This is a genomic window from Paenibacillus polymyxa, assembly GCF_015710975.1.
In the GTDB taxonomy this organism is placed as follows: domain Bacteria; phylum Bacillota; class Bacilli; order Paenibacillales; family Paenibacillaceae; genus Paenibacillus; species Paenibacillus polymyxa.
In genome coordinates this window covers 356,390-380,784 of sequence record NZ_CP049783.1, presented here as the reverse complement: position 1 = coordinate 380,784, position 24,395 = coordinate 356,390, and the positions used below count along the sequence as shown (strand labels likewise).

The following is a 24,395-nucleotide window of genomic DNA, read 5'->3' as shown; positions in this document are numbered from 1 at the left end:
TTGCTTGTTGATAACATACTGTGCCCATGTTAAGTTGTACATATCCATCCTTGGTTTTAATGTGTAGTGGAGATCAGTCATTGTCCAGTTCTTATTCTGACGAAAAATGGAAGAGGTCGACGGGGCAAGCCGCAAAAGCTGATTTGAGGTCATGGAGCTGCGACTCGTTCCTGAACTTCGAACAGGAGATGAGACGGGATGAAAACAGATGAAAAAGAGCTACGAGCCATTAATCTGACGTTAGAAGCCGGCGAACACATCCGATCCTTTATTAGGTGTACGTATGATTTGCAGCAAAGCTCCGAGAAGATACCGCTTTGTGGAATGCTGGCAGTAACGTCCCAACGAATCATCTTTTATTCCTGCAATATGGGTATTCCTTGGATCAAATTCATTAATTATCACCATATTTCGCTGGCTAAGCTGGAAAAGGAATTGTCGGATACTAAGGGGAGCATCCTACTGATCAATCAGGGGGTAAATGAGGTGTTCTGCCACCTGCCGAATAAAGAACGTATAGAGCGTTTTATAGCTATACTAGAGCAGGAAGCAGGCATCTCCTGTGAGAACTAATGATTATAAGAACACAAATAAATAAAACCTCCAACTTCGTAATGTGCCAAGGGTAGGCTCCTTACGGATTTGGAGGTTTTTTTGTCTTTTAGTTAGACAGACTGCATGGATCGAGCGCTAGCTCAACAGGACTATAACCAACAAATTAAATAGCACCAGCGGCAGAATGACATTGTTGTAGGCATAGGAACGATCAGGGGTCGGGGTTCCTAAGGAGGATGAGTGATACTGCTGAGGCACTCTCAAATACAAATGATCCGCATCCATATGCGCAATCGTTCCTTCATACACCTGATGATCCATCGTTTGTACCCTAACCGTGTGGTTCATGTAGGGACTCAAGTGATAATGCAAATGATCGTGGACTTTTTTGAGTTCTTGTTGGAATTCCGGTCTAGCTTGATATAAAGTTTGCGGACTGACGGTGTTGTACGACATTCGCCTCTGACCTCCATACTCATATAATGATATATCGTATGCAGAAGCCTGTGCCCTTGTGCAAATACCCAAGTAAGACAGGTTTTACAAAGTGTCAAAACATTAACATTTTACTCCAGTTCACTTGATGTTCCCTTTACATCAAAACGATACACTTACTGAGGTTGGTTTGAAAAGAAAGGGGCGTTCCGTTTTGGGTGAACTTAACAAATCTTTGGGACTGGGGACGAGGAGCCAGCAACGGACATCGTCTAAAGCTCGCATACGCACGGGTTCGCTAAAAATTCAAAGACTGCGCGAAAACGCGCTGGCGTATACCTTTTTGGCTCCATCGCTTATTTTGTTTGCTGTATTTATGTTTTATCCGATGATAAAGTCCGTTTATCTCAGCTTGCATTCTACAGATCCCGCAGGAAACGTTGCAGATTATGTGGGGTTAGATAACTTTACTATGCTGTTCAGCTCAGGTCAGTTTCTACAGGGGATTAAGGTCACGCTGCTTTTTGCACTATTGACGGTACCTGTGGGTATTTTACTGGCGCTGGTACTCGCTGCCCTTACACACAGTAAATTACGTGGAATGCGTATCTTTCAGTTTGCCTTCTCGCTACCGATGGTGTTATCGGTGGGTTCATCTGCGGTCATTTGGAAATTCCTTTTCCATCCCACACTGGGGATGTTCAACTATGTGCTTTCCCTATTACATATCAATCCAGTTCCGTGGTTGACCAGCCCAGATTGGGCGTTGTTCTCCGTAGCCATAATGACCATCTGGATGAATCTTGGCTTCAATTACATTATCTTATCAAGCGGACTTCAAGGGATTCCAGATGACATGTACGAAAGTGCCAAAATGGACGGAGCCGGACCGTTGGTCACGTTCTGGCGTATCTCTATGCCGCTGCTATCACCGACGATCTTTTTTGTGACCGTAGTTTCCATCATTGGTGCCTTCCAGTCTTTCGCTCAAATTAATATCTTGACCAAAGGTGGTCCGGTGAACAGTACGAATGTATTTGTATATTCCATTTATCAGGAAGCTTTCGTTAATTTCCGGTTCGGAACAGGGAGTGCGCAGGCCATTGTCTTGTTTGCTGTCATTTTGCTGCTTACGATGATTCAGTTTAAGTGGGTGGAAAGAAAGGTGCATTACCAATGAAACAACACCTGAATTCAACATTATTGTATGTGCTGCTTACGATTGCAGCCGCTCTGATTTTGTACCCAGTTATTTATACATTTTTTATGGCGGTCATGTCACCGGAGGAAGCGAGCGCTTACCCACCAAGCTTTTTCCCGCATTCCTTTCATATGGCCAATTTTTCTGAAGTGTTTGAAATCGTTCCGATTGCAGCCTTTATCGGCAACACCTTTCTCATTTCGGGTCTGACAATGATCGGACAACTGATTACAGCCAGCTTGGCGGCCTATGCCTTTGCCAAAATGGAATTCAAGGGAAAAAACTTCATTTTTAGCATGTTTGTCGCGACGATGATGATCCCTTGGGAAGTTACTATTATTCCCAACTATCTGACGGTACGAAGCTGGAACTGGCTTGATACATATCAAGGGTTGACGGTTCCATTTCTGGCGACGGCGTTCGGAACGTTCCTGTTAAGACAATTTTTTCTCCAGCTTCCCAAGGAACTGTTCGAGGCTGCTCGTATGGATGGGTGCGGACATATCCGATATTTCCTGTTTCATGTGCTTCCGTTATCGCGCCCTGCGCTCGGAACACTGGCTGTGTATTCGTTCCTGAACATGTACAATTCATATCTCTGGCCTTTACTGGTCACAAATAGCGAGAATATGCGTACCGTACAGATCGGCATATCTATGCTGGAGTTTCAGGAATCGACTTCATGGAATCTGGTGTTTGCGGGTACGGCACTTGTCATTTTACCGTCTCTGCTCCTGCTGATCTTTGGATTAAAACAGCTGGTGCGTGGAATGGCAGCGGGTGCGCTTAAAGGCTAATTATAGAAGCAAAAGACAGCAACACCTGCGCAAGCAGCCTATATACAAAGCTTTAACACACAAGAGTACAAACATTTCATTCAAGAATCATTTAATCAAAGGGAGAGAAGAGAGATTATGAGATTTTTTCGTTTGAAAAGTGCTTTGACCCTGCTTATTCTGACTGCTATGGTGGTTGCAGCAGGCTGTAGCAACAATACAGCGGCGGAGAAGCCGAGTAATGGTAATGATACAGGGGCAGCAGCAACTTCACCTGTAAAGCTGACTTGGTGGCATTCAATGTCCGGCAACGGTGAAAAAGCGATCAAGCAGATTGCTGCTGACTTTAACGCTAGTCATAAGGACATTCAGGTAGAGCCAGTATATCAAGGTAAATATGATGACAGCTTGAACAAGCTGAAGGCGTCGCTTGGTTCTAATAGCGGACCGGACATCATTCAAGTATACGAAATCGGCAGTAAATTCATGATCGACTCCAAAATGATCACGCCTGTACAACAATTTATTGATGCGGATAAGTTCGATTTGTCGCAGCTTGAACCGAATATTACACGATACTACACGATTGATGGCAAGTTGAACGCCATGCCGTTCAATACGTCAAACCCGATTTTGTATTACAACAAGGATGCTTTCAAAGCCGCAGGACTTGACCCAGCTAATCCTCCGAAAACGTATGATGAATTCGAAAAAGCTGCCAAAGCCTTAAGTAAGGATGGTAAATCTGGTGCATCCATTGCCATTTACGGCTGGTTTATGGAGCAACTGTTTGCCAATCAGAACGCGGACTATGTGAATAATGGCAATGGACGTGAGCAAGCAGCTACGGAATCGTTGCTGAATTCGGATGCCGGTGTAAAAACGCTGACATGGTGGAAGAAAATGATCGATGAAAAGGTCGTATCCAATTTGGGACGTAACTCGGACGATACAGCGAAAGCCTTTTCCGCAGGACAAATTGCGATGACGCTGGATTCTACCGCTTCGCTGCGTAATATTGTGGAGCAGGTTGGCGATAAATTCGAAGTAGGCACAGGGTTTCTGCCAAGAGCCAATGAAGCAAAAGAAGGCGGCGTAGTTGTAGGCGGCGCGAGCTTATACATCATGAACAACAAACCTGAAGCCCAGCAAAAGGCGGCATGGGAGTTCATTAAATTCGTCGCTTCCCCAGCAGTGCAGGCACAATGGAGTGTGAACACCGGGTACTTCCCGATCACGAAAGCAGCTTATGACGAGAAGGTACTCAAAGATAATATGGTAAAATATCCGCAATTCCAGACAGCGGTTGACCAATTGCATGCATCGGCACAATCCACTGCTACACAAGGCGCAGTAATGGGTGTATTCCCAGAAGCGCGTCAGATTGTTGAAGGTGCGATTGAGGCTGTTCTGAGTGGCCAGCAACAGCCAAAACAGGCTCTGGATCAAGCTGCACAAGAAATTACAGGCAAAATTGCGCAATACAATCAAACGGTGAAGAAATAATCGGCCCTCCCTTAAAATCGACTGATAATCCGTAGATGTGCCCCCTTATTAGCCGATTTTATGAAATAACGGATCGAATGAGTGACCCCCTCACTTATTCGATCCGTTTTTGCATTTTCATTTTAGAATAATCGTTTAGACGAAGTGTCTAAAATGGTCATTTTTGCACATTTCCTATTGCTGGATAACTGAAAATGGGCTTATAATAAATACATAATTTTTGTACTGGACGGTCAGTTCAAAAAAGGAGGAAGCATGAAACAGCAAACGAAGGAAATTATTTTTAACGGCGCACTCAAGGCTTTTTCCGAACGAGGATTTAATGATACAAATATGGAGGAAATTGCCAAGGTATGTGGCATAGCCAAAGGAACCCTGTACTACAATTTTAAAAACAAGCAAGAATTGTACATTTACATTTTGAAGATGGGAATGGAACGTTTTGTCCAGGATATCCATGAAGCGATGGCTCAAATTCCTATGGATCAGGTAGAAGTGAGGGTTCGCAAGCTGATCCAAGTACATATTGAGTTCATTGGGAGAGAGCCGGATTTTTGCCGTCTACTGGTCAGTAAGGGATGGGTCTCGCAGGAACAGCATTTTAATATTAGGCAGGTGCTGGCAGACTATTTTGATTTTATGGAGGCAGAGATTGATTCCGGCAAGTTCTATGGAAAAATTTCGAGTAAGCTGGATGCAAAAACGACTGCAAATTGTTTATTCGGCATTTACATTTTTACTCCAATGCGGTCGATGGTATGGGGCGAAACGATGAATCTGCAGGAAGTTCGTGAAAGTACCGAAGTATTTGTATGTAACGCGCTGGGGATGCAACATTAAATAGACAAGTGGAGTGATGAGAACATGAAAGCCAAAAAATATGCGATTTACATCGTACTTATTATTTTAATCGCTGTAGGAATCTATGCTTTGACTGCTTTCCCACGAGGGAGCAGCAGCTTATCCGCAGATGAATCTTCTTCTATCCCTACGGCTTATGTAGAATCCGATACGCTCAATGCCAGCTTTAAGATGGCGGGACGTATTGATCAGATGCTGGTGAATGAGGGCGACAAGGTAAAAAAAGGGCAGGTGATAGCCCATCTGGAAAGCCGTGAGCTGGAAGATAAGGTGAAGCAAGCACAGGCTGCTTTGCTGGCAGCCAAGAGCAATGTGTCCAAAGCGAAAGCCAGCGTATTGCAGGCTCAAGCAGGCGTAGGCCAGGCACAGGCTACCGTGAGCGCCGCTCAGGCTAAGAAGAGCCAAGGTACGACAGCGGTCAGTGTGACTGCTGAGGCTTCCTCCAGCCAGATAGAACAGGCCCAAGCGGCTGCGAACGCCGCCAAAGCGAAACTGGATGCCCTCAAGAGCGGGGCAAGACCGCAGGAGCTTGAGCAATTGCAAGCATCTGTGAAGGTAGCGAAGGAAACGCTGGACCTGACTGTTAAAAATCTGGAGCGTGCCAAAAAACTTCAAGAAGCCGGTGCAGCAACTCAGGCCTCACTGGATCAAGCGACATTGGAACATCAACAGGCAGTGGCCAAGTATAATGCTGAGTCGCAAAAATTGGATATGGCGCGGGAGGGAAGCCGTAAGGAGGAAATTACGGCGGCTGAAGCCCAATACCGTCAAGCCTTGGCTGCAGTGAAGGAAGCACAGGCAGGAGCGGGCAAAGTGGCTGTGCAACAGGAAGATGTCAAAGCTGCTCAGGCTTCGGTAGAGCAAGCGCAATCCGCAGTGAAGGCGGCGCAATCGACGGTAGAGCAGGCACAATCTGCGGTTGAAGGTGCCAATGCACAGGTAGCCCAGGCGGAAGCTGCACTTCAGGAGGCTCAGACCTATTTGGGCTATACTACGCTGCGTGCGCCTGAGGATGGGATCGTAAAATCCAAGTCGCTTAGCTTGGGTGAGATGGCTAGCGCAGGATTTCCTGTCTATACAATTGAAACATCCACACAGCGTTGGGCTAAATTCTATGTACCAGAAACGTCTCTGAACGGTCTTCAAGCAGGGGATACAGTTCAAGTTAAATTACTGTCAGGCGGTAAGGAGCTGAAGGGCAAAGTCATTCTGTTAGAATCGGCTGCGGACTTTGCCATTCAAAAACCGAGCCAAAGCTCAGGTGATAAGGATGTCCGTTCCTTTGGTGTGAAGGTAGCATTACCGGATCTTGCGGCTTCCGTTCCAACAGGCTCCACGGTTCTGTTTACAGGCAAAGGGGCGCAGTAATATGCAGGGTTCACAGGAAAGACTTCGTATCCGCGATGTGTTTCGCGAGGAATGGCTGAGTATCTTCCGGGACCGCCGCTTTATGGCTATTCTGCTGATTACGCCAATTGTGTATACGATACTGTTCGGCTTCCTGTATTCGCATCAGCGGATTACCGAGATGCCTGTTACGGTGTATGACGGAGATAATTCGCAGCTTAGTCGCCAAATCATTCAGGCGTTCGACGCGACTGATTCATTTGCCGTTACACGGCAAGTGACCAATCAGGATGATGTAGTCCGCCAAGTAGAGACTGGGGAAGCCAAGGTCGGAATTGTCATTCCAGATAACTTTACCACTCGGCTTAAGCATGGGGAAAATCCACCTGTGCTTACGCTGATTGACGGCAGTAATATGATGTATTCCAATAGTGCCAGTCGGATTGCCAATCAGGTCATTAGTAGCGTGAGTGCCGGAGTATCGCTCAATTCCATGAAGCAAAAGGGAATGAACGCCGATCAGGCCGCCTCGACGCTGACTACCATCCCGTTCCGATCCAGAGTGCTATTTAACCCGGTATATGATTATAAGCTTTTCATGCCGTTGGGGGTTATTTCTGCGGCTCTCCAGCAGTGTCTGCTGCTAGGTATTGCGTTGTCTTGCACGCGTGATAAGGAAGCTGGGACTTGGGGAAGATTTGGCGCATGGAAAAACACCCCTTGGCGCTTGGCTATTGCCAAGCTAGCACCCTATTATGCGGCGGGAGCTTTTAATGTGCTGACTGTATTCAGTATTAGCGCTTTATGCTTCGATATTCCGTTTAGGGGACAGGTACTGCCATTGATTTTGGTTTCGCTGGTCTTTAACTTTGCTTTGTGTGGATTAGGGTTCCTGTTCAGTCTCTTTTCCAAGACCAGAGTGGATGCAACACAAACTCTGATGCTCATTGCTGTTCCTTCCTTTATGCTGTCAGGTTATACGTGGCCATTAGAAGCAATGCCCGGCTTCTTGCGAGGGCTTGCTGAAATATTGCCGCTGACGTATTATTTGGACGCAGTACGGAACATTACGCTCAAGGGTCTGGATATCACATACATCTTTAAGGATTTGATTGCTCTGGGCGTCATTGGTTGTGTGAGTCTGCTGGTGGCCTTCGTGATCTATCCGTTATTCTTTAGACAACATCAGACGACAGCACAGCATGCCGATGTGCCCGCTCAAGAAGGGTTCACAATCAAAGGCTGAGAGCAATTTTAAATTTGGATATCAAAAAGGCAGATCGGGAGTAGTCCTGATCTGCCTTCTACTTATTAGTAGCAATTAAAATTGGAAGAAGTATTATTGCGTTTTGAGATCCTCAATAGAATCAATGGGTACATAGGATGGAACGACAAGTCCGGACATAACGCCAGTCATGCTGGTTCCGATGTCATCTACTTTATCCTTGTATTGAGCCCAATAATCAGCATGCGTCAATGGAAGCCAGGCGGCTGCGGTAGCATCTACACTTCCGCCAGCCACGCCTGTCCACATTGGGCCGATTTCCACTTGCAGCGCGGTTACTTTATAGCCCAATTTTTGTTCTAATACATATTTCAATACGTTCGTACTGGCAATTTCCGAATCCCAAGCAGCGTAGCTCAGCTTCAGAGGATCGCCGTTGACGGGCTGCAAACCCTTGATCCATTCCTGTACTTTATCAGGATGCTTATCAGCCCAGTTCTTGGCAGCCTGCTGTGGGGGAGTACCATCTTGAATTGCGATCATCACTTCACCCATATCTTCAGCAGTCCACTTGAAACGGCTTAGAAATTCATAAGCCACAGGAGCATCCTGTTTCAACCCTTTGCGGGCAATGGTATGAATTTCTTCTTTATCACCATAAGCCTTTTTAGGATCTTTTAAGTATTTCAAATCATACTTGTTAAACATCCAGTGAGGAGTCCAACCGGTTACAACGATAGGCTGCTTGGCTTTGATAGCTTTATCCAGTGTAGCGGTCATTGCAGCTCCAGAGCTTTCAAGCAGTTTCCAGTCGGACAATCCATAGTCACTGATAGCTTTAGCAGTCAGCTTCATCAGTCCGGCACCAGGGTCGGTACCGACAATGCGGTAGCCGACCTCCTTGCCAAAGTCCCCAGTAGCGGCGGAGGCTGGAGCCGCTTCGGCTCCGTTCCCCTGCAATTCAGTAATTGATTTAACATTCATGTAAGCTGGAACGACCAACCCGGTTTTAACACCAGTCATATTTGCACCTAGGTCGTCGAGTTTATCTTTGTATTTAGCCCAGTAATCCGCATGCGTTAACGGCAGCCATGCAGCCGGTGAGGCATCTACATCGCCACTAGCGACACCTGTCCACATAGGACCTGCTTCAACTTGCAGTGCGGTTACTTTGTAACCCAGTTTGTTTTCCATAATATATTTCAGCAAATTCGTACTCGCAATTTCCGAATCCCAAGCTACATAGCTTAGCTTAAAGGTGTCGCCATTGACAGGTTGCAGTCCTTGAGTCCATTCCTGAACCTTGTCGGCATGTTTCTCTGCCCAATCCTTGGCAGCTTGCTCAGGGCTGGTCCCTTCTTGGATAGCAACCATCATTTCACCCATATCTTCAGCAGTCCATTTGAAACGTTTTAGAAACTCATAAGCAGTAGGAGCGTCCTGCTGCAAACCTTTGCGGGCAATCGTATGAATACCCTCGGCTTCACCATAAGACTTTTTAGGGTCTTCCAAATATTTGAGATCATACTTGTTGAACATCCAGTGAGGAGTCCAACCGGTAATAATGATCGGTTTTTTCGCTTTGATGGCTTTGTCCAATGTGGCCGTCATGGCTGCACCGGAACCCTCGACTAGCTTCCAATCAGACAAATTGTAGTCTTGAATTGCTTTAGCCGTCGACTTCATAATGCCTGCCCCGGCATCAATACCAATAATTTTATAATCAACCTCTGCGCCAATCGGATTGGCAGCAGCACTACCTTTACCAGCAGCGGAATGATCTGTTCCAACAAAATATTGAGATGCGCCAGCGATCAGAATAACCGCTGTAACTGCAGAGGTGATCCATACTTTTTGCTTGCTGGATACACGACTTTTGCTTCTTTTCGTCGGTTTGAACAGGTTTTGTGTAAAGCGGTCAAGTACAATAGCCAGAACGACCACAGCCAAGCCGGCTTCAAAGCCTTTACCAATTTGCAGTTGGGTCACAGCACGATACACAACCGCACCGATACCTTCCGCACCGATCATGGAAGCAATAACAACCATGGACAGTGACAGCATAATCGTCTGATTAATACCAGCCATTAAGGTAGGCAATGCCAGTGGCAGCTGTACTTTAAACAGCTTTTGCGCCGATGTTGAACCAAAAGCATCAGAGGCTTCAATCAGCTCATCCGATACTTGCATAATCCCCAGGTTGGTCATGCGAATGGTTGGGGGAATCGCAAAGATTACAGAGGCGATAACACCTGGTACAACACCCAAGCTGAAAAAGGTAACCGCCGGGAGCAAGTACACGAACGCTGGCATCGTCTGCATAAAATCAAGTAAAGGCGTGATAATGCGTGATGCTGATTTACTGTATGCACACCAGATTCCGATCGGAATCCCGATAACAATGGATACAAGCGCAGACGTGATGACCAGTCCGAGCGTGTTCATCGTTTCACTCCAATAGCCGAGATTATCAATCAGCAGGAAGCCGATGACAGTGAACAGTGTAAGCTGCACCCGCCCGATCATAAAGGCGATAATCCCGATGATCACGATGAACACCAGAGGGTGCGGAAGCATGAACAAGCCAGAGAAAAAGCCTACTACCGCTTCAATTACCGAAGAAATAACATTAAACAATCCAGCCAGATGAATACCCATCCAGTCTACAATGGATTGAATCCACTCAGCGATTGGTAGTTTCGGTATCATGGGCATTCACCTCCTTTGTAGTAGGTACATCTCCACTTAGTGCACCCAATAAAGCTCCACGGACGATAACGCCCAGCAATTTCTGCTTGTCATCGACGACAGCCAGTGGCACCTTGGACGAGCTTGTAATTTCAAACAAATCATTAATAACAGTTTCAGCAGGAACCTGCGGTCCGTCCGTGATCAAAATATCTTCAATCTTCAAATTGTTGCGCAGTGCATGGACAGCATCCTCGGCATTAATAACACCCAGTAGCTTTTTGGTGCGGTCAATGACGAATAGATTGGAAATTCCACGCTCCCGCATCAATTCCAGAGCTACACGTGGACCGCGGTCCATAGTGATGGTTTCTGGACGAAGCATGACATGAGCAGCCGTCAACACTTTGGACAGATCCACATCCTCGACGAAGCGGGCTACATAAGAGTTAGCTGGTTGGATCATAATTTCTTCCGGTGTACCAATTTGTACGACCACTCCGTCCCGCATCAATGCAATCCGGTCACCAATCCGCAGCGCTTCATCCAGATCATGGGTGATAAAGACAATCGTTTTCTTCATTTTATCTTGAAGCTCCAGCAGCTCATCTTGCATGTCACGGCGAATGAGAGGGTCCAATGCGCTGAATGCTTCATCCATCAGGAGAACTTCAGGGTCATTTGCCAGTGCCCGTGCCAGGCCGACACGCTGCTGCATACCGCCACTCAGCTCATCGGGCATTTTATCGCCCCAGTTTTTAAGACCAACCAGTTCCAGCGCTGTTTGTGCCTTTTCCTGGCGTTGTGCTTTATCTACCTTTTGAATTTCAAGACCGTATTCTACATTTTCTAATACAGTCCGATGTGGGAACAGGGCGAACTTTTGAAAAACCATGCTGATGGTTTTACGACGAACCTCGCGGAGTTGTTCTTTGTTCATCTTACGGAGATCTTTGCCGTGGACCAGAATTTCACCGGAGGTAGGCTCAATCAAGCGATTTAGCATTCGCACCAAAGTGGACTTGCCGCTACCTGATAACCCCATAATTACGAAAATTTCACCTTGCTTAATTTGCATGTTGGCCTTGTTAACACCAACAGTAATCTGTTTTTCTTTGGCCAGCTTTTCTTTGCCCCAGCCTTGCTCCAGGAGCGGAACACCTTGCTCTGCGTGAGGACCAAAGAGTTTGCTGACATTTTTGACTTCCAAAATCGTCATACATACACCTCTTCTTTCTATACTTTGCTTGGTATTAACCCCATGTTGCATGATGGATTGAGTATAAAAATCATAATTCTGTACATCCTGAACGGTTAATGACAAAATTAATTGTAACAGAAGCATCACTTACATTTCAAACAAAAAAACTGTTCGTAAAGTACGTACAGAAAAAACTGTACAAACTTTCCTTCGATATGCTCCTTCGTTCTTTAGAATGCTCAAACATTCGGAACTTTACAACCGATAGTGCTTTTTTTAAAATAGACAATGAAATATGACCATAACAAAAAGATTTATGTATATCCATAATTTTAAAAGTTTACTATCATTAGCAATTTTGCGAATTATGATTTTGAACGATCATGCTGTTGTAATATAGACAGAAGCTTTGCTTTTGAAACATTTCATTCGTATTGAAAGATTTCATATATTGCGTCAAAGCTAATCCTTTACGGGTAAGTCGTTCATACTAGGTTGTGCAAAATGCTCTAAAATTAGGAGGTTGCAAGCATGAGCTTGTACCAGTTAGGTGATGAGCAGCAGGCGTCGCTGCAAAAAATTCGCAAACGTGTCATAGAAGCTATAGGTAAAAACATGGACCTATATGGGATCACTCTGTCTGCGGGGCATTTGTACGGTTTGCTTTTTTTTGCGGATAAACCGATGACGCTGGATGAGATGGGCCGTGAAATGGAAATGAGCAAAACGAGCATGAGTACAGGAGTTCGAACGTTGTTGGATCTGAAAATGGTGAACAAGGTATGGAGCAAAGGCTCACGCAAGGACTTGTATGAAGTCGAATATGACTGGTACCAAACTTTTACTGACTTCTTCGCTATTAAATGGAGAAAAGCAGTAGAAACAAATTTACTCGTACTGCGCAAAGCCATTGAGGAACTGGACAAATTGATGGCACAGGGTGAAGAATACGAGGAATTTAAGACCATTCTTCAGCAAGACCGTATGAAAATGAAGCAGGCCGTGGCTTATTACAAGTGGCTAGACCGATTGATTGATTCGATGGAAAGCGAAGAAATTTACAAGCTGATTCCGAAAGAAGAGGTTCGGGATTAAGCAAGATCCACTCATTCTGTCTACAAAATGCCGGAGCGCAAAAGCGCTTCCGGTATTTTTTGGTTTGGTCCTGCGCAAAGGGTATAATAGAGATATGTAAAGATTGATAGTATACCGTTATGTTGAACATACAAAATAAAGGAGGGTTCATGATGGAGAGTAATACAGTACATACTCGTCTAGGTCAATTACGTGGAGAAACGGGGAATGGATATCATGTGTGGAAAGGTATTCCATATGCGCAGCCTCCTGTTGGAAAACTTCGTTTTCACGGACCACAGCCTTTGGAGCCTTGGGAGGGTGTACGGGCTGCGACGAGTTTCGGACCCATCTGTCCGCAACCCATGCCCTCCGCTGAAAGTATGACCGGAAATCTGGTGGAACCGCCGCAGCAGTCCGAGGATTGCTTGTATCTGAACATTTGGACACCGGCTTCGAAGGCTCCTGAGAAGGGACGTCCGGTGCTGGTGTGGATTCATGGCGGTGCCTTTGTCACCGGGTCTGGGATTATACCTTTATATGACGGGGAACGCATGGCGAAGAATGGCAATATTGTTGTAGTTACGATCAATTATCGGTTAGGACCATTAGGATTTTTGCATTTGACTCCAAAGGGAAATGGGCTGACCTCAAATGCCGGACTGTTGGATCAAATTGCTGCGCTGGAATGGGTTCGGGATCATATTTCTGCCTTTGGCGGCAACCCGGACGAAGTAACGGTGTTCGGTGAATCGGCAGGCGCGATGAGTATTGCCGCTCTATTGGCGATGCCAGCCGCTGAGGGGCTGTTCCAGCGTGCAATTTTGCAAAGTGGAGCATCGCAGGTGTTGCCAACTGCACAGGCAGAGCAAGTGGCGGCTGTGTATTTGCAGCAACTGGGTGTGGACACTCAGCATCCTGAGCGATTGTTTACGCTGCCGACAGAAGCGCTGATGCTCGCTATGGCCAAAACACATGAAGTCATCGGACCAGGAATGGCGATGATTTATCAACCCGTTGTAGACGGGGTGACCTTGCCGGATCTACCCCTGTCGGCAATCGCCCAAGGTTCAGCAAAACAGGTATCTGTTATGATTGGAACGAACTTGCATGAAGGGAACTATTTTATCCGCAAAGAATCCCATCTGATGAACAAGCTAACAGCACGTCAGGCATTGGAAATGATGACAGGTATGTCCGACATTGGCGACCTGATAGAACCTTTTCCAGTTACTATTGAGGGACAGGCACAAATGTTGACCGATCTCATTTTTTGGCGTCCGGCGTTGGCTCTTGCCGCTGCACAGTCGGTGTATGCATCGGTATGGATGTACCGTTTTGATTGGACACTGCCGGGTCATCCTACCTTTGGACAAGCGGTTCACGGTGCAGAAATTGCTTTTGTTTTCGATAATCTGAAACTGCTGGGTAAGCTGGGATTAGAGATTCAACCTTCGATGGAGAAGCTTGCTCATGATATGCAGCAGGCGTGGGTTGCTTTTGCACGGGATGGGGAGCCTATGCTACCTGAGCGAGCATGGCCGATGTACGACAGGCAACAGCGAGCTACAGCCATTTTTCATCAGGATATTATGGTGGAACATGATCCAGAAGGGGATAGACGCCGCCAGCTAACGGGGCAGATGAGCATATAGGTAAGTACGAGGCATCGTCTAAAGGAATCAACGAAAAAGCCTTCGCCCGTATTTTGTATGCGGGCGAAGGCTTTTGTTACTAAACAGATGCAGTGCTGTTGAGCTTTCGTTGGTGAAATTTCAATAATAGCTGTGGAAGCTAAATCTTAAATCGCTTAACAAGCTCTTGCAGGTCCTGTGCCATGTTGGACAACTCCTGTGAGGAAGAGGCGATTTCCTCCATGGCTGCCATTTGCTCTTGAGCGGCAGCAGAGGTTGTCTGCGAACTGTCCGCCGAATTGCGGGATAGGCTTGCCAAATGGGTGACAGTGGCTGAAACTTCCTCTGTACTGGCAGAGATTTGTTCAGCAGCAGCGGACACACTTTGAATTTGTTCCACGATATGAGAAGTAGAGCGTTCAATATTCGTAAAAGCACCTTCTGCATCTTGGCTGATTCGTAATCCTTCACCTACCTGATTACGAACATTACCGTTCATCGTAGCGGTAGAGCGTTGAATCAAATCGAGCATCTGCGTAATGATCTGACTGATGGAATCAGCGCTTTCCTTGGACTGTTCCGACAGCTTGCGTACCTCTATAGCGACTACGGCAAATCCACGTCCAGCTTCGCCTGCTCTGGAGGCTTCAATAGATGCGTTCAGGGACAATAAGTTAGTTTGCTTGGCAATGGCAGCTATAGCCGCGTTCATTTGCTTCGCATCGTCCGAGAGCTGGGATAGCTCATCCATCAGGCTAGCCGTTTGGCTTACAGCTTCCAAAATGCGGTCCATTTGTGTCCGCACATGACTGATCATTTGACTACCTTGAGCTACGTCCTGCTCGGTTTGTCCTGCTGAATCCACGATGGAGCTTGCCGATTCGGCAATCGTGCTGACACCCTTCGCCATTTCTTCAACAGCATTGGCGGTTTGCTCGGATGCCTCGGCGCTGGTCACTGCATTTTCCGCGGATTCCATAACTGTTTCCGCTACGTGTTGTACGGACTCCGTCGTTTGCTCTGTGCTTTCCTTGATTATCAGGGAAGAGGAAGCAAGTCGGGAGGAGGTTTGGTTGACTTCGGAGACCATTGAATGCAAGGAATGCGTCATCTGGTCAAAATTCTGTGCCAGCTCGCCGAACTCGTCTTTTCTAGACAGATTAACACGTTCGGTCAGATTTCCATCACGGACGATCCGTGTTCCTGCTTGCAGCTTTTTGAGTGGAATTAGGAATGAGCGGACCATAAGCACTATGATGATCGCAGCGGCCAGTATGGAAATAACAATTACAATCAGGCTTTGCTTCAGAATCGGTTGGGCTGCATCACTGTAATCCTCCAGATCCGATAGTGCAACAATGTTCCAGCCGGTGAGAGGGTCCTTAAGTGTAAAGGCCAGCATGTCCCGATTCATAAATTGAATTTGCGACACAGAAGGAGTATCATTTTCACCGGTTGCCGCCACTTCGGGAAGGCCCTCCATGGTATCAGCCGGTTTTTTGCCTGTCTTGGTAAAGGCTGTTCCAGTCCCAGATACAACTTTATGATCAGAATCAACAATGATGAGTCCTCCGCGTTCACCTATCTTCACAGACTGTAGACTTTCACCCATCTTGTCCAGATTCAAAGCCAATGCAACAGCTCCTTCACCGTCCTTGAGCGTTGCCGATACATTAACTACTAAGTTCCCTGTCGTAACGCTGGCAACTGGAACACCGACGAATACCTTTCCCTTATGTAGCATCGCGTTTTTGTACCATTTTCTCTCCCTAGGATCATAATCAGCCTCTTTTTTTATAGGAGAACGGATATATTGTCCTTCCATATTGCCGAGGAGCGCAGCATCTAACTCAGGATGAGCTTTGACGATGACATCCAACTTTTTCTGAAGGGCTTCTTGGTTGGAAGCAATGGAATCAGATTCGATCTCACTGGTAAGCACGTCTACGTCTTTTATAATCGGTGCTACATACTGATTAACATTGCTTCGGATCAGATACAGATTCGTGTTTACGGAAGCAGCCATCTGCTGACTGAGCTGTGTCGTGGCCCCCTGGTAAGAAAAGTATCCAATAAGTACGCTTGGAATCAATAACACAGCCAAAAAAGATATTATTAATTTTGTCCTCATTAAATAAAACTGCCTGAGAAACCTGTTCCACCACGGAACTGTTTGTTTTGCTTTAGTCATCGTTTTTTCTCCTCTGTGTCAGATGATCACTACATAGTTTTATTCGACATAAATCGACTAATTTTATAGATGTAATCTTTAAAAACGAGGAATAGTACACTTTTTTTGAGAAAATAGGTCTTAGGAACTAATGTTAATATGAATATGAATACATAAAAAGCCAAATCAGAGATGCAAAAGCATCTTCACGATTTGGCTTGGATGAGCATGAAAGAAGATTAAGCTATTAATTTTTCTGCTGACGAGAAATCATAAAGAGTGTAATCCAGATCAGCATAAAACCAGTCAATTGCGCTACGGTAACGATTTGCTGAAAAGCGATCCAGTTAATTACGACACCAACCATGGGGAAGCTCAATTCTGCCATCGTAGCATAAGAAGCTTTGGTTGTACTTAAGCCTTTGTAATACAGTAATAAACTGAGAAGACCCGGAAGCAATGCTTGCAGCAGCAAGTTGATAATTACAGCTGCGCCCGCCCATGTACCTGTAGGCATATTCCACGGAGCATGCTCCACCGAGGTGAGAACAATGAGCAGAGGGAGCGCCACCATGAAGCGGAGGGAGGTTACTGTCTCATATTTCATCGAACGGAGCAAGTAGCTGCCCATAACGGTCGAACCGCCCCACAGAATCGCTGCACCCAGTGCAAGCAGACTACCAACTTGAACAAAATCATGAACATGTCCAAAGGGAAGTGACCAACCGAAAGTCAGAAGATACGTCCCGAACAGAGCGATGACAATTAATATTCCAAAATGACGCGGTAACATTTCCTTCAATATAACGCGGGCCAGAATAATAGCGACCAAAGGCTGAAGCTTCTGGAGCAAAAGAACTGCATTCAGATCACCGTTGCTGAGTGCCATGGTGAAAATCACACTGGCCAGTGCTGAGCCACCCCATGAGACAAACAAAATAGCGAAAACCTGACGAAATCGTATCGTTTTGAGTTCCTTGCGATGCTTCCACAGCATCGGCGTCAGAGCGATAAAGAGTAGCGCATGCTCCATCAGTACGATTTGTGCTGAGGTAAATGATTTTAACAAAATAATACGAAACAGCGGGTCTGCGCCCCACAAGGCCGCTCCAATCGCGACTAGCCAAAAACCGCTTTTCATGTGGGAGCTACGATCAAAACCTTTGGATGATAGTACAGTTGATGATTGACTCATACTTATTTAGCTCCTTGCGAATACAGGACCGGTGGCACAAAAACCCCCGTCCATGGCGAAGGCCATGCAGGACGGGGGTTGATCAAATAAACTTGCCGTTTGATGCAAATTAAATGAAGTCACTGCACAACCATAATGCAGTATTCATCGACTTTGCGGCATGTTCATATTTCGATCTTCTTCCATCCGGACTTTACCGTCGGCTTTGGCATCTCACCAAATCAGTCCGTATCCTGTTGCCGGATACAGAGTCGCGGGCTTAGCTCCATGAGCCATACCGCCGGTTGGGAATCTCACCCTACCCCGAAGATCCTTATTCCGTTTTTTAATTTCTCCTATAGGATATACCTGTTTTTGAATGAAGTCCAGTGAAAAATGTGTGTATATCAAGCAAGGATTTTCATCTTTTTATGAAAGCGTTCTATGTTTGATCCTTATTACTAGGCAATATCCTTATACTCAATGCGCCGAATGGCTGCATAAGCCACAAGCATTCCCAGCACAGAGAAGCTGATTTGCACGGGGGCAATGGAGCTAAGGGTAGCACCGTTATTATTGGAGAAAAGCAATGCTACAATCAGAATCGAGGTCACTATAGTCGTGGGTACAGAGTATCTTCGCATTCCCATATACAGCGGAACTAGTCCCATAAAACTGGCGGCAACGGCATTGATTAGCGTACGTGCCGATTGGTCGGCTAGTATGGAAAGAGTAAGCTTATCCGGTACAATTATGACAAACTGGTTGAGCAAATGAATTGCAGCCGTAATGATGATTTCCGATATTACAATAGATAAAAACGTAAACATCAGTACAATCAAGAGCTTGGCGATCATTAGCTTTTGACGATGAATCGGATACATGAACAAGATTGTAATCGATTTGGATTTAAATTCTCCTACGATAAAACGGCATAGCAGGACGGAGGCAAATACAATAAACGTGGCCCTCACCATATTGTCCATGAGATCGAGAAGCTGAGCGTACTGTCTAAATTCGGGTACTCCTTCAATGTGGCTGTCCAGCCCAATAGTACTAAGTAACCCTAGAATGCAAGCGTTGGCGATCAGCGCTGAACGGATATAACCCGCTAGATGAAGCTTTTTCATCTCCAACTGTATCAATTTAAGCATGGTGATCCCCTCCATGTAACAGACGTAAAAAGTAGTCTTCCAGCGTACTGCTCTTCTGATGAATGGAATCGACCTCTACATCATTTAAAATGAGCGTTTTCGTAATTTGCTTTTGCGGTACACTAGTGTCGTAAATACGTATACTACGTTCATTCAGCACCCTTATATTATTCAGACTCAGATGATGGGAGAGGACGTAGGCTGCCTTTTTACAATCGTTGGTCGTAAATTCGATGTATTCAGTATTGGTATCCCGTACCTGTTCCATCGAAACTTCCTCAATCAGCCGTCCGTGATTAATCACGCCTATCGTATCCGCAATCTGCTCAATTTCCGCTAATATATGACTGGACACGAGCAGCGTCATCCCATATTCCTTGCATAGCATATGGAATAACTGCCGAATTTCCTTAATTCCCACTGGGTCCAGACCGTTAATCGGTTCATCTAAAATGAGTAACTCAGGCTTGGTCGCAATGGCTCGGGCAATCCCGAGACGCTGCTTCATTCCGAGTGAAAAGTCTTTTACCGGCTTGTCATCTGCATTCCGCAAATTCACTAATTCCAGTGCATCCCGGACAGCCTGCTTATTATAATAGCCCATGTATTCACAATGAAGTTCGAGATTTTGCTGAGCTGTCAGCCTTTCATAAAAAATCGGATATTCAATAATCGAACCCATCCGTCCGAGCAGATGATAAGACTGTGGCGTTAGCTTTTCACCGAACAATTCAATCTCGCCCAAGGTCGGCTTGAGCAGATTGGTAATCATTTTCATCACCGTCGTCTTGCCCGCTCCATTGGGACCGAGAAAGCCATAGGTTTCTCCCTTGCGCACATTCATACTGACCCCTGCTACAATTTCATTGCCCTTCAGAGTTTTGGTCAGCTGATGTGTACGTACTATGTAAGTCATGGGTGTTCTCCCTTCGTATGCTGTTGATATTTCAAGAATAAAGGGCGAAATGTTCATTTTTCTTTCGTAATTCTTACAAATTTATTAAGTTGAGCAGTTCGCTTAATAATTGATCTTCTTCAAGGTAAAAGAGAAAACGGTCTGGTCATAAGGTTTGCTGGTCAATTGCATCTCTCCATTCATGCATTCAACCAGGCGCTTGGCAATCGTAAGACCCAGTCCACTGCCCTGTACCGCTTTATTACGCGAATCCTCAAGTGTGTACATGCGTTCAAAAACCTTATCCTGCTCCGGCTCCTGTATGCCTTTTCCACGATCCCACACCTCTATACGCACCGTATCCTGCTGTTCTGACAGCGTCAGGCCTAGCGTTCGACCCTCTGCCCCGTACCGAATGGCATTTGAAATCAGATTGCTCAGCACCCGCCCAATGGCTCCTTCGTTCCCCAAGGCATGGATGGGATGCTCCGGGATGTCAATATGTACCGTAAAACCCTGAGCCGTCAGCAGATCATAAAACTCCAAAATGCTGCGTCTGCACAGTTCTCCTATCTCCAGTCGGGTCAGTGGAATGTCCGTATCGTTGGCTTCCAGCTTCGCCAAACTAAAAAAACTTCCGATCAACTCAATCGCTTCGCTTGTCTTTTGATGAATTCTGGATAACAGCTTTATACGTTCTTCCGGCAAAATATCCGGATCGCCATCCAGCATCTCGGCATATCCAAGCACAACGGTAAGCGGGGTCTTGAGATCGTGTGAAATATTCGAAATCATTTTGCGCATAGCGATTTGGCCCCGGTTGTAATCGGCTGATACCCTCAGATTTAAGTCTAGTAGTCGGTTGATTTCCGTCATGAGTCGCTGCAGTTCCACGTCACCTGTGACATATAGCAGTTTTTCCGCATGATTCACGGTCACGATCCGCTCTAGGGCGATTCGGATATCCTTTATTTTGCGCTTATAGGCTACACGTTCCCGCCAAAGCCATATGATAACGACGGACATCATGAGGACGACAATCCATTCGAAAATGTTTTCGATGTTCATATCAACCGTTCTCCCATTTGTAACCGATGCCCCACAGCGTTTTAATATGGACAGGGTGAGAGGGATCTTCTTCAATTTTTTCACGTAGGCGGCGAATATGGACGTTAATCACATTCTCATCACCCATATAATCGTCTTTCCAAATAAACCCGTATAATTGAGCTTTCGTAAATACCCGGTTCGGATTGGATGCAAACAGCTTCAGAATATCGGATTCTTTGGCTGTTAGCTGAATTTCATTTCCATCGCGAATGACTGTAAAATGATCAAAATCAATGCGTAGATTTCCATAGGTCAAAACTTGTGCTTGCGGCTGTTCCTCCTGCTGTTGCAGGCGGGCATATGTAGTCGATCTGCGGATCGCGGACTGAATACGAGCCGTCATTTCGAGCATTGAGAAAGGTTTGGCAACATAATCGTCTGCCCCGAAGCCCAGTCCAAGCGCTTTATCCACATCGCTGTCCTTAGCCGACATAATCAGAATCGGCACCGCGCTACGGGTACGAATTTGCCGGATTACCTCCATACCATCAACCTTCGGCATCATCAGATCCACGAGTACCAGGTCGTAAGTATGACGTTCAAAGGCATTAAGTCCTTCTTCTCCGTCATAGGCGGTGGTTAAATTGTAACCCTCCTTGGTGAGTGCTTTAAGCAGCATTTCAGCAATAGATAGATCATCTTCAATAAGTAAAATATGCTGTGGCATAGGTGTAAAACACCCCTAATTTTTAGATTAAGCTCGTGTGACGAACTGTACCTGAATTATATAGAGCAGTGGAGCCGATTTCCATAAAAAATATCCACTAAGAAAACGAAAATGCCCTGGATTGTCCTGAAGGAGCTACGTTCAACAGTGTCAGGTAATTAATCATTCCCCTATTCTATACTGAAATAGTCTATAATCGGATGTTTGGTATACGGTGTTATAATATCCGGGGCATACCTGGTGTGAGAGGTTAGGGATGCCAGATTACGAGCTACGGTACAGGACCGTCAAATAAAGGAGAGCAATAATGTTTGTTATACGTGGAACACAAAAACTGCTGAAGGAATGGGAGACTGAACCACTTCAAGTTGATATTTATCCGCCTTTGAATAGTTGGCATGCCAGCTTGTTTTTACTGAACCGGAGAAAAAACATTGTGTTTATGCATGATATTTCCCGCTTAAGCGTCACGCTGTTTGGGATTAAAAAATCGCAGTACAAAAACCTGCCGTCTCTTTTTGTACAAACCTTGATGGAATTAATGATCAGCGAAGGGTTTGATGAACAGATCGTTAAGGCATACATACAGGAAGGCGAGCAGATGCTGGCGACTACAACGAACAGACATAGTGTGATGGTAACCTTAGATGAGATTATATTTATTATGAAGGAACTGGATATGGAGCATGGATGCGAGCTGGAAAAGAATCAATGGAATAACCGAATTGTGTTCAAAACGGATCAATACAAGTACCCGATTGATGTTTTTAAGGAACTGCTAGAAAAGCATTATAAAGTGTAGAGTAGTTGAGAGTTTAATTGCTTACATATGGATAATTTGTTGTTCCAAGCTGTCCTGATTTCTAAAGGATTTCTGCTGATTAGGACATGCCAAAAGAGTATCCTCAAAGTTCATGCAGGCAGGGGATGCTTTTTTTATAACTCACAGGATAGTCATGCTTGCGATGAAATGAATCATAGCGCAATAAACCGTACACTTTGGTAGAATAAAATGATAAAGGGTTCGACACCATGGGTCAGACTTATAAAACGGGGGGTACATAACGAAAGATGAAGAGGATTATTGATATAGCCAAAGAAGCAGGAATTGAAGAAGAGCATCTGGAGACGTATGGCAAATATAAAGCGAAGCTGAATCCATCTCTGTGGGAGGAACTGAAGGATCGCCCGAATGGAAAGCTGGTGCTGGTTACGGCGATGAATCCCACTCCGGCTGGAGAAGGAAAAACGCTGACAACCATCGGGCTGTCCCAGGCACTCAACGCGATGGGGCATAAAACCGTTGCTGCGCTGCGTGAGCCGTCCCTTGGACCTTGCTTTGGGATGAAAGGTGGAGCCACCGGGGGAGGACAGGCCCAGATTGTTCCGGCGGAAGACATTAATCTGCATTTTACAGGGGATATACATGCGATTTCGGCAGCACATAATTTGCTGGCAGCGATGATTGATAACCATTTGTTCCATGGAAATGCTTTGCGGCTGAAGCCAGACCGAATCGTGTGGAAACGGGCTGTCGATATGAATGACCGGAGCTTGCGAAGTATTGTGACTGGATTGGGAACGGGGAATGGAGCGGTAAGAGAAAGCGGCTTTCTGATTACCTCGGCATCGGAAGTCATGGCGGTGCTATGCTTAAGTGAAAATATGGACGATCTTAAAGTACGGTTGGGTCGGATGGTGATTGGATATAACGAATCCGGTGAAGCGGTAACAGCAGAGGAGCTGCACGCGGTGGAAGGAATGGCTGTGCTGCTTCGGGAAGCATTAAAGCCTAATCTAGTGCAGACGTTGGAAGGCACTCCGGTTATTGTGCATGGTGGACCTTTTGCTAATATTGCCCATGGATGTAGCAGTCTGATCGGTACAAAGCTGGCGTTGAAGCTGGGAGAGGTCGTCGTCACAGAGGCGGGATTTGGGGCTGAGCTGGGAGCGGAAAAGTTCTTTGACATCAAGTGCCGCCAGTCCGGCTTGCAGCCGGATGCGGCTGTGCTGGTTGTAACCGCCAAAGCGCTGAAATATAACGGCGGTGTAGCTAAACATGAGCTGGATGCGGAAAATTTGGAGCAATTGCAACTCGGATTAGCCAATATGAGCCGGCATGTACGGAATTTGCAAAAGTTTGGTGTGCCTGTCTTGGTGGCGATTAACCATTTTGTAACAGATAGCGAAGCTGAGTTGGATTTGATTTTCTCAGAATGCCGCAAGCTGGGTGTACCCTCAGAGCTTTCACAAGTATGGGCGCAGGGAAGCCAAGGGGGAGAAAAATTGGCCCAAAGTCTGCTGAACTTACTTCAGGAGGATAAAGCCCATTTTGCCCCGCTATATGATCATACGCTTGATTTACAAGCGAAAATTAGTGTTATTGCCAAGGAGGTTTACGGTGCGGCAGAGGTGGCTTACACGCCTGCTGCCAAACGGGCATTGGCGGGTATGGAGCAGCTTGGTTTTGGACAACTGCCCGTATGTATGGCCAAAACGCCGTATTCTTTCTCAGATCAACCTTCCTTGCTAGGTGCGCCGGAGGGGTTCACCATTCACGTGTCCAGCGTATCATTGTCCGCAGGCGCAGGCTTTGTAGTCGTGGAAACAGGTAATACCATGACGATGCCAGGATTGCCCAAATCTCCAGCAGCTGAGCATATGTCGCTGGAGGCAGATGGGACTATTCAAGGACTCATGTAGCTTTTGAAAAATAGCAGCA

General features: G+C 46.0%; 20 protein-coding genes and 1 riboswitch. Of the genes, 11 read left to right on the top strand and 9 right to left on the bottom strand.

Annotated features, from left to right (window positions below):
* The first annotated feature begins 198 nt into the window (after positions 1 to 198).
* Positions 199 to 573, top strand: coding sequence for a hypothetical protein (locus G7035_RS01965; RefSeq protein ID WP_019686539.1), 375 nt, complete (start codon positions 199 to 201; stop codon positions 571 to 573).
* 117 nt (positions 574 to 690) lie between these two features.
* Here G7035_RS01965 and G7035_RS01960 read toward each other — a convergent pair whose 3' ends face one another.
* Positions 691 to 1,011 carry a hypothetical protein gene (locus tag G7035_RS01960; protein WP_019686540.1) on the bottom strand — a complete coding sequence of 107 codons (321 nt, stop codon included), beginning with the start codon at positions 1,009 to 1,011 and terminating at the stop codon, positions 691 to 693.
* A 193-nt stretch (positions 1,012 to 1,204) separates the two neighbouring features.
* Here G7035_RS01960 and G7035_RS01955 point away from each other — a divergent pair, with 193 nt between their 5' ends.
* The 6 genes from G7035_RS01955 to G7035_RS01930 all read left to right on the top strand — a co-directional run bounded on the left by G7035_RS01955 (position 1,205) and on the right by G7035_RS01930 (position 7,927).
* Positions 1,205 to 2,170: a carbohydrate ABC transporter permease gene (locus G7035_RS01955; RefSeq protein WP_019686541.1), complete on the top strand. Its 966-nt coding sequence runs from the start codon at positions 1,205 to 1,207 to the stop codon at positions 2,168 to 2,170.
* Positions 2,167 to 2,988 carry a carbohydrate ABC transporter permease gene (locus tag G7035_RS01950; protein ID WP_016821186.1) on the top strand — a complete coding sequence of 274 codons (822 nt, stop codon included), beginning with the start codon at positions 2,167 to 2,169 and terminating at the stop codon, positions 2,986 to 2,988. Before G7035_RS01955 ends, G7035_RS01950 begins: the two co-directional genes overlap by 4 nt.
* A 117-nt stretch (positions 2,989 to 3,105) precedes the next feature.
* Positions 3,106 to 4,473, top strand: coding sequence for an ABC transporter substrate-binding protein (locus tag G7035_RS01945; RefSeq protein ID WP_019686542.1), 1,368 nt, complete (start codon positions 3,106 to 3,108; stop codon positions 4,471 to 4,473).
* A 255-nt stretch (positions 4,474 to 4,728) separates the two neighbouring features.
* The gene (locus G7035_RS01940) at positions 4,729 to 5,313 is read left to right on the top strand and encodes a TetR/AcrR family transcriptional regulator (protein ID WP_016821184.1); all 585 of its coding nucleotides are present in this window, start codon (positions 4,729 to 4,731) and stop codon (positions 5,311 to 5,313) included.
* A gap of 24 nt (positions 5,314 to 5,337) precedes the next feature.
* A complete protein-coding gene (locus G7035_RS01935) occupies positions 5,338 to 6,702 on the top strand; it encodes an HlyD family secretion protein (protein WP_019686543.1) in 1,365 nt (454 codons plus the stop codon).
* 1 nt (position 6,703) lies between these two features.
* Positions 6,704 to 7,927: an ABC transporter permease gene (locus tag G7035_RS01930; RefSeq protein WP_016821182.1), complete on the top strand. Its 1,224-nt coding sequence runs from the start codon at positions 6,704 to 6,706 to the stop codon at positions 7,925 to 7,927.
* Positions 7,928 to 8,020: 93 nt separating this feature from the next.
* Here G7035_RS01930 and G7035_RS01925 read toward each other — a convergent pair whose 3' ends face one another.
* Both G7035_RS01925 and G7035_RS01920 read right to left on the bottom strand, forming a co-directional pair.
* Positions 8,021 to 10,615, bottom strand: coding sequence for a glycine betaine ABC transporter substrate-binding protein (locus G7035_RS01925; protein WP_019686544.1), 2,595 nt, complete (start codon positions 10,613 to 10,615; stop codon positions 8,021 to 8,023).
* Positions 10,590 to 11,813 carry a quaternary amine ABC transporter ATP-binding protein gene (locus tag G7035_RS01920; RefSeq protein ID WP_029514910.1) on the bottom strand — a complete coding sequence of 408 codons (1,224 nt, stop codon included), beginning with the start codon at positions 11,811 to 11,813 and terminating at the stop codon, positions 10,590 to 10,592. Before G7035_RS01920 ends, G7035_RS01925 begins: the two co-directional genes overlap by 26 nt.
* A gap of 513 nt (positions 11,814 to 12,326) precedes the next feature.
* Between G7035_RS01920 and G7035_RS01915 the strand changes: the two genes are divergently transcribed.
* Both G7035_RS01915 and G7035_RS01910 read left to right on the top strand, forming a co-directional pair.
* Positions 12,327 to 12,890: a GbsR/MarR family transcriptional regulator gene (locus G7035_RS01915; RefSeq protein ID WP_019686546.1), complete on the top strand. Its 564-nt coding sequence runs from the start codon at positions 12,327 to 12,329 to the stop codon at positions 12,888 to 12,890.
* A 152-nt stretch (positions 12,891 to 13,042) separates the two neighbouring features.
* Complete coding sequence (locus tag G7035_RS01910) at positions 13,043 to 14,524, top strand: carboxylesterase/lipase family protein (protein WP_019686547.1); 1,482 nt, start codon at positions 13,043 to 13,045, stop codon at positions 14,522 to 14,524.
* A 139-nt stretch (positions 14,525 to 14,663) separates the two neighbouring features.
* On the opposite strand, the gene G7035_RS01905 is transcribed toward G7035_RS01910, so the two are convergent.
* The 6 genes from G7035_RS01905 to G7035_RS01880 all read right to left on the bottom strand — a co-directional run bounded on the left by G7035_RS01905 (position 14,664) and on the right by G7035_RS01880 (position 21,673).
* Entirely contained in the window at positions 14,664 to 16,694 is a 2,031-nt protein-coding gene (locus G7035_RS01905) for a methyl-accepting chemotaxis protein (RefSeq protein WP_019686548.1), read from the bottom strand.
* A 226-nt stretch (positions 16,695 to 16,920) separates the two neighbouring features.
* The gene (locus G7035_RS01900; protein ID WP_019686549.1) at positions 16,921 to 17,868 is read right to left on the bottom strand and encodes a DMT family transporter; all 948 of its coding nucleotides are present in this window, start codon (positions 17,866 to 17,868) and stop codon (positions 16,921 to 16,923) included.
* A gap of 170 nt (positions 17,869 to 18,038) precedes the next feature.
* A riboswitch (FMN riboswitch) is annotated at positions 18,039 to 18,183 on the bottom strand.
* Between the two features lie 125 nt (positions 18,184 to 18,308).
* Complete coding sequence (locus G7035_RS01895; protein WP_019686550.1) at positions 18,309 to 19,001, bottom strand: ABC transporter permease; 693 nt, start codon at positions 18,999 to 19,001, stop codon at positions 18,309 to 18,311.
* On the bottom strand, positions 18,994 to 19,917 hold the full coding sequence (locus tag G7035_RS01890; protein ID WP_019686551.1) for an ABC transporter ATP-binding protein: 924 nt from the start codon (positions 19,915 to 19,917) through the stop codon (positions 18,994 to 18,996). Before G7035_RS01890 ends, G7035_RS01895 begins: the two co-directional genes overlap by 8 nt.
* Positions 19,918 to 20,019: 102 nt before the next feature.
* Positions 20,020 to 20,964: a sensor histidine kinase gene (locus tag G7035_RS01885; RefSeq protein ID WP_019686552.1), complete on the bottom strand. Its 945-nt coding sequence runs from the start codon at positions 20,962 to 20,964 to the stop codon at positions 20,020 to 20,022.
* 1 nt (position 20,965) lies between these two features.
* Positions 20,966 to 21,673 (bottom strand): response regulator transcription factor, encoded by a 708-nt coding sequence (locus tag G7035_RS01880; RefSeq protein ID WP_019686553.1) that lies wholly within the window; start codon positions 21,671 to 21,673, stop codon positions 20,966 to 20,968.
* Positions 21,674 to 21,980: 307 nt separating this feature from the next.
* On the opposite strand from G7035_RS01880, the gene G7035_RS01875 reads away from it, so the two are divergent.
* The gene (locus tag G7035_RS01875; RefSeq protein WP_029514912.1) at positions 21,981 to 22,475 is read left to right on the top strand and encodes a DUF6933 domain-containing protein; all 495 of its coding nucleotides are present in this window, start codon (positions 21,981 to 21,983) and stop codon (positions 22,473 to 22,475) included.
* Between the two features lie 269 nt (positions 22,476 to 22,744).
* Positions 22,745 to 24,376, top strand: coding sequence for a formate--tetrahydrofolate ligase (locus G7035_RS01870; RefSeq protein WP_019686554.1), 1,632 nt, complete (start codon positions 22,745 to 22,747; stop codon positions 24,374 to 24,376).
* The last annotated feature ends 19 nt before the right edge of the window (positions 24,377 to 24,395 follow it).

Coding starts and splice junctions, on each gene's coding strand:
- G7035_RS01915 (WP_019686546.1), top strand. CDS start 12,327: ATGAGCTTGTACCAGTTAGGTGATGAGCAGCAGGCGTCGCTGCAAAAA.
- G7035_RS01890 (WP_019686551.1), bottom strand. CDS start 19,917: ATGACTTACATAGTACGTACACATCAGCTGACCAAAACTCTGAAGGGC.
- G7035_RS01870 (WP_019686554.1), top strand. CDS start 22,745: ATGAAGAGGATTATTGATATAGCCAAAGAAGCAGGAATTGAAGAAGAG.
- G7035_RS01965 (WP_019686539.1), top strand. CDS start 199: ATGAAAACAGATGAAAAAGAGCTACGAGCCATTAATCTGACGTTAGAA.
- G7035_RS01910 (WP_019686547.1), top strand. CDS start 13,043: ATGGAGAGTAATACAGTACATACTCGTCTAGGTCAATTACGTGGAGAA.
- G7035_RS01950 (WP_016821186.1), top strand. CDS start 2,167: ATGAAACAACACCTGAATTCAACATTATTGTATGTGCTGCTTACGATT.
- G7035_RS01945 (WP_019686542.1), top strand. CDS start 3,106: ATGAGATTTTTTCGTTTGAAAAGTGCTTTGACCCTGCTTATTCTGACT.
- G7035_RS01885 (WP_019686552.1), bottom strand. CDS start 20,964: ATGAACATCGAAAACATTTTCGAATGGATTGTCGTCCTCATGATGTCC.
- G7035_RS01960 (WP_019686540.1), bottom strand. CDS start 1,011: ATGTCGTACAACACCGTCAGTCCGCAAACTTTATATCAAGCTAGACCG.
- G7035_RS01880 (WP_019686553.1), bottom strand. CDS start 21,673: ATGCCACAGCATATTTTACTTATTGAAGATGATCTATCTATTGCTGAA.
- G7035_RS01900 (WP_019686549.1), bottom strand. CDS start 17,868: ATGAGTCAATCATCAACTGTACTATCATCCAAAGGTTTTGATCGTAGC.
- G7035_RS01920 (WP_029514910.1), bottom strand. CDS start 11,813: ATGACGATTTTGGAAGTCAAAAATGTCAGCAAACTCTTTGGTCCTCAC.
- G7035_RS01875 (WP_029514912.1), top strand. CDS start 21,981: ATGTTTGTTATACGTGGAACACAAAAACTGCTGAAGGAATGGGAGACT.
- G7035_RS01925 (WP_019686544.1), bottom strand. CDS start 10,615: ATGATACCGAAACTACCAATCGCTGAGTGGATTCAATCCATTGTAGAC.
- G7035_RS01930 (WP_016821182.1), top strand. CDS start 6,704: ATGCAGGGTTCACAGGAAAGACTTCGTATCCGCGATGTGTTTCGCGAG.
- G7035_RS01905 (WP_019686548.1), bottom strand. CDS start 16,694: ATGACTAAAGCAAAACAAACAGTTCCGTGGTGGAACAGGTTTCTCAGG.
- G7035_RS01935 (WP_019686543.1), top strand. CDS start 5,338: ATGAAAGCCAAAAAATATGCGATTTACATCGTACTTATTATTTTAATC.
- G7035_RS01895 (WP_019686550.1), bottom strand. CDS start 19,001: ATGCTTAAATTGATACAGTTGGAGATGAAAAAGCTTCATCTAGCGGGT.
- G7035_RS01940 (WP_016821184.1), top strand. CDS start 4,729: ATGAAACAGCAAACGAAGGAAATTATTTTTAACGGCGCACTCAAGGCT.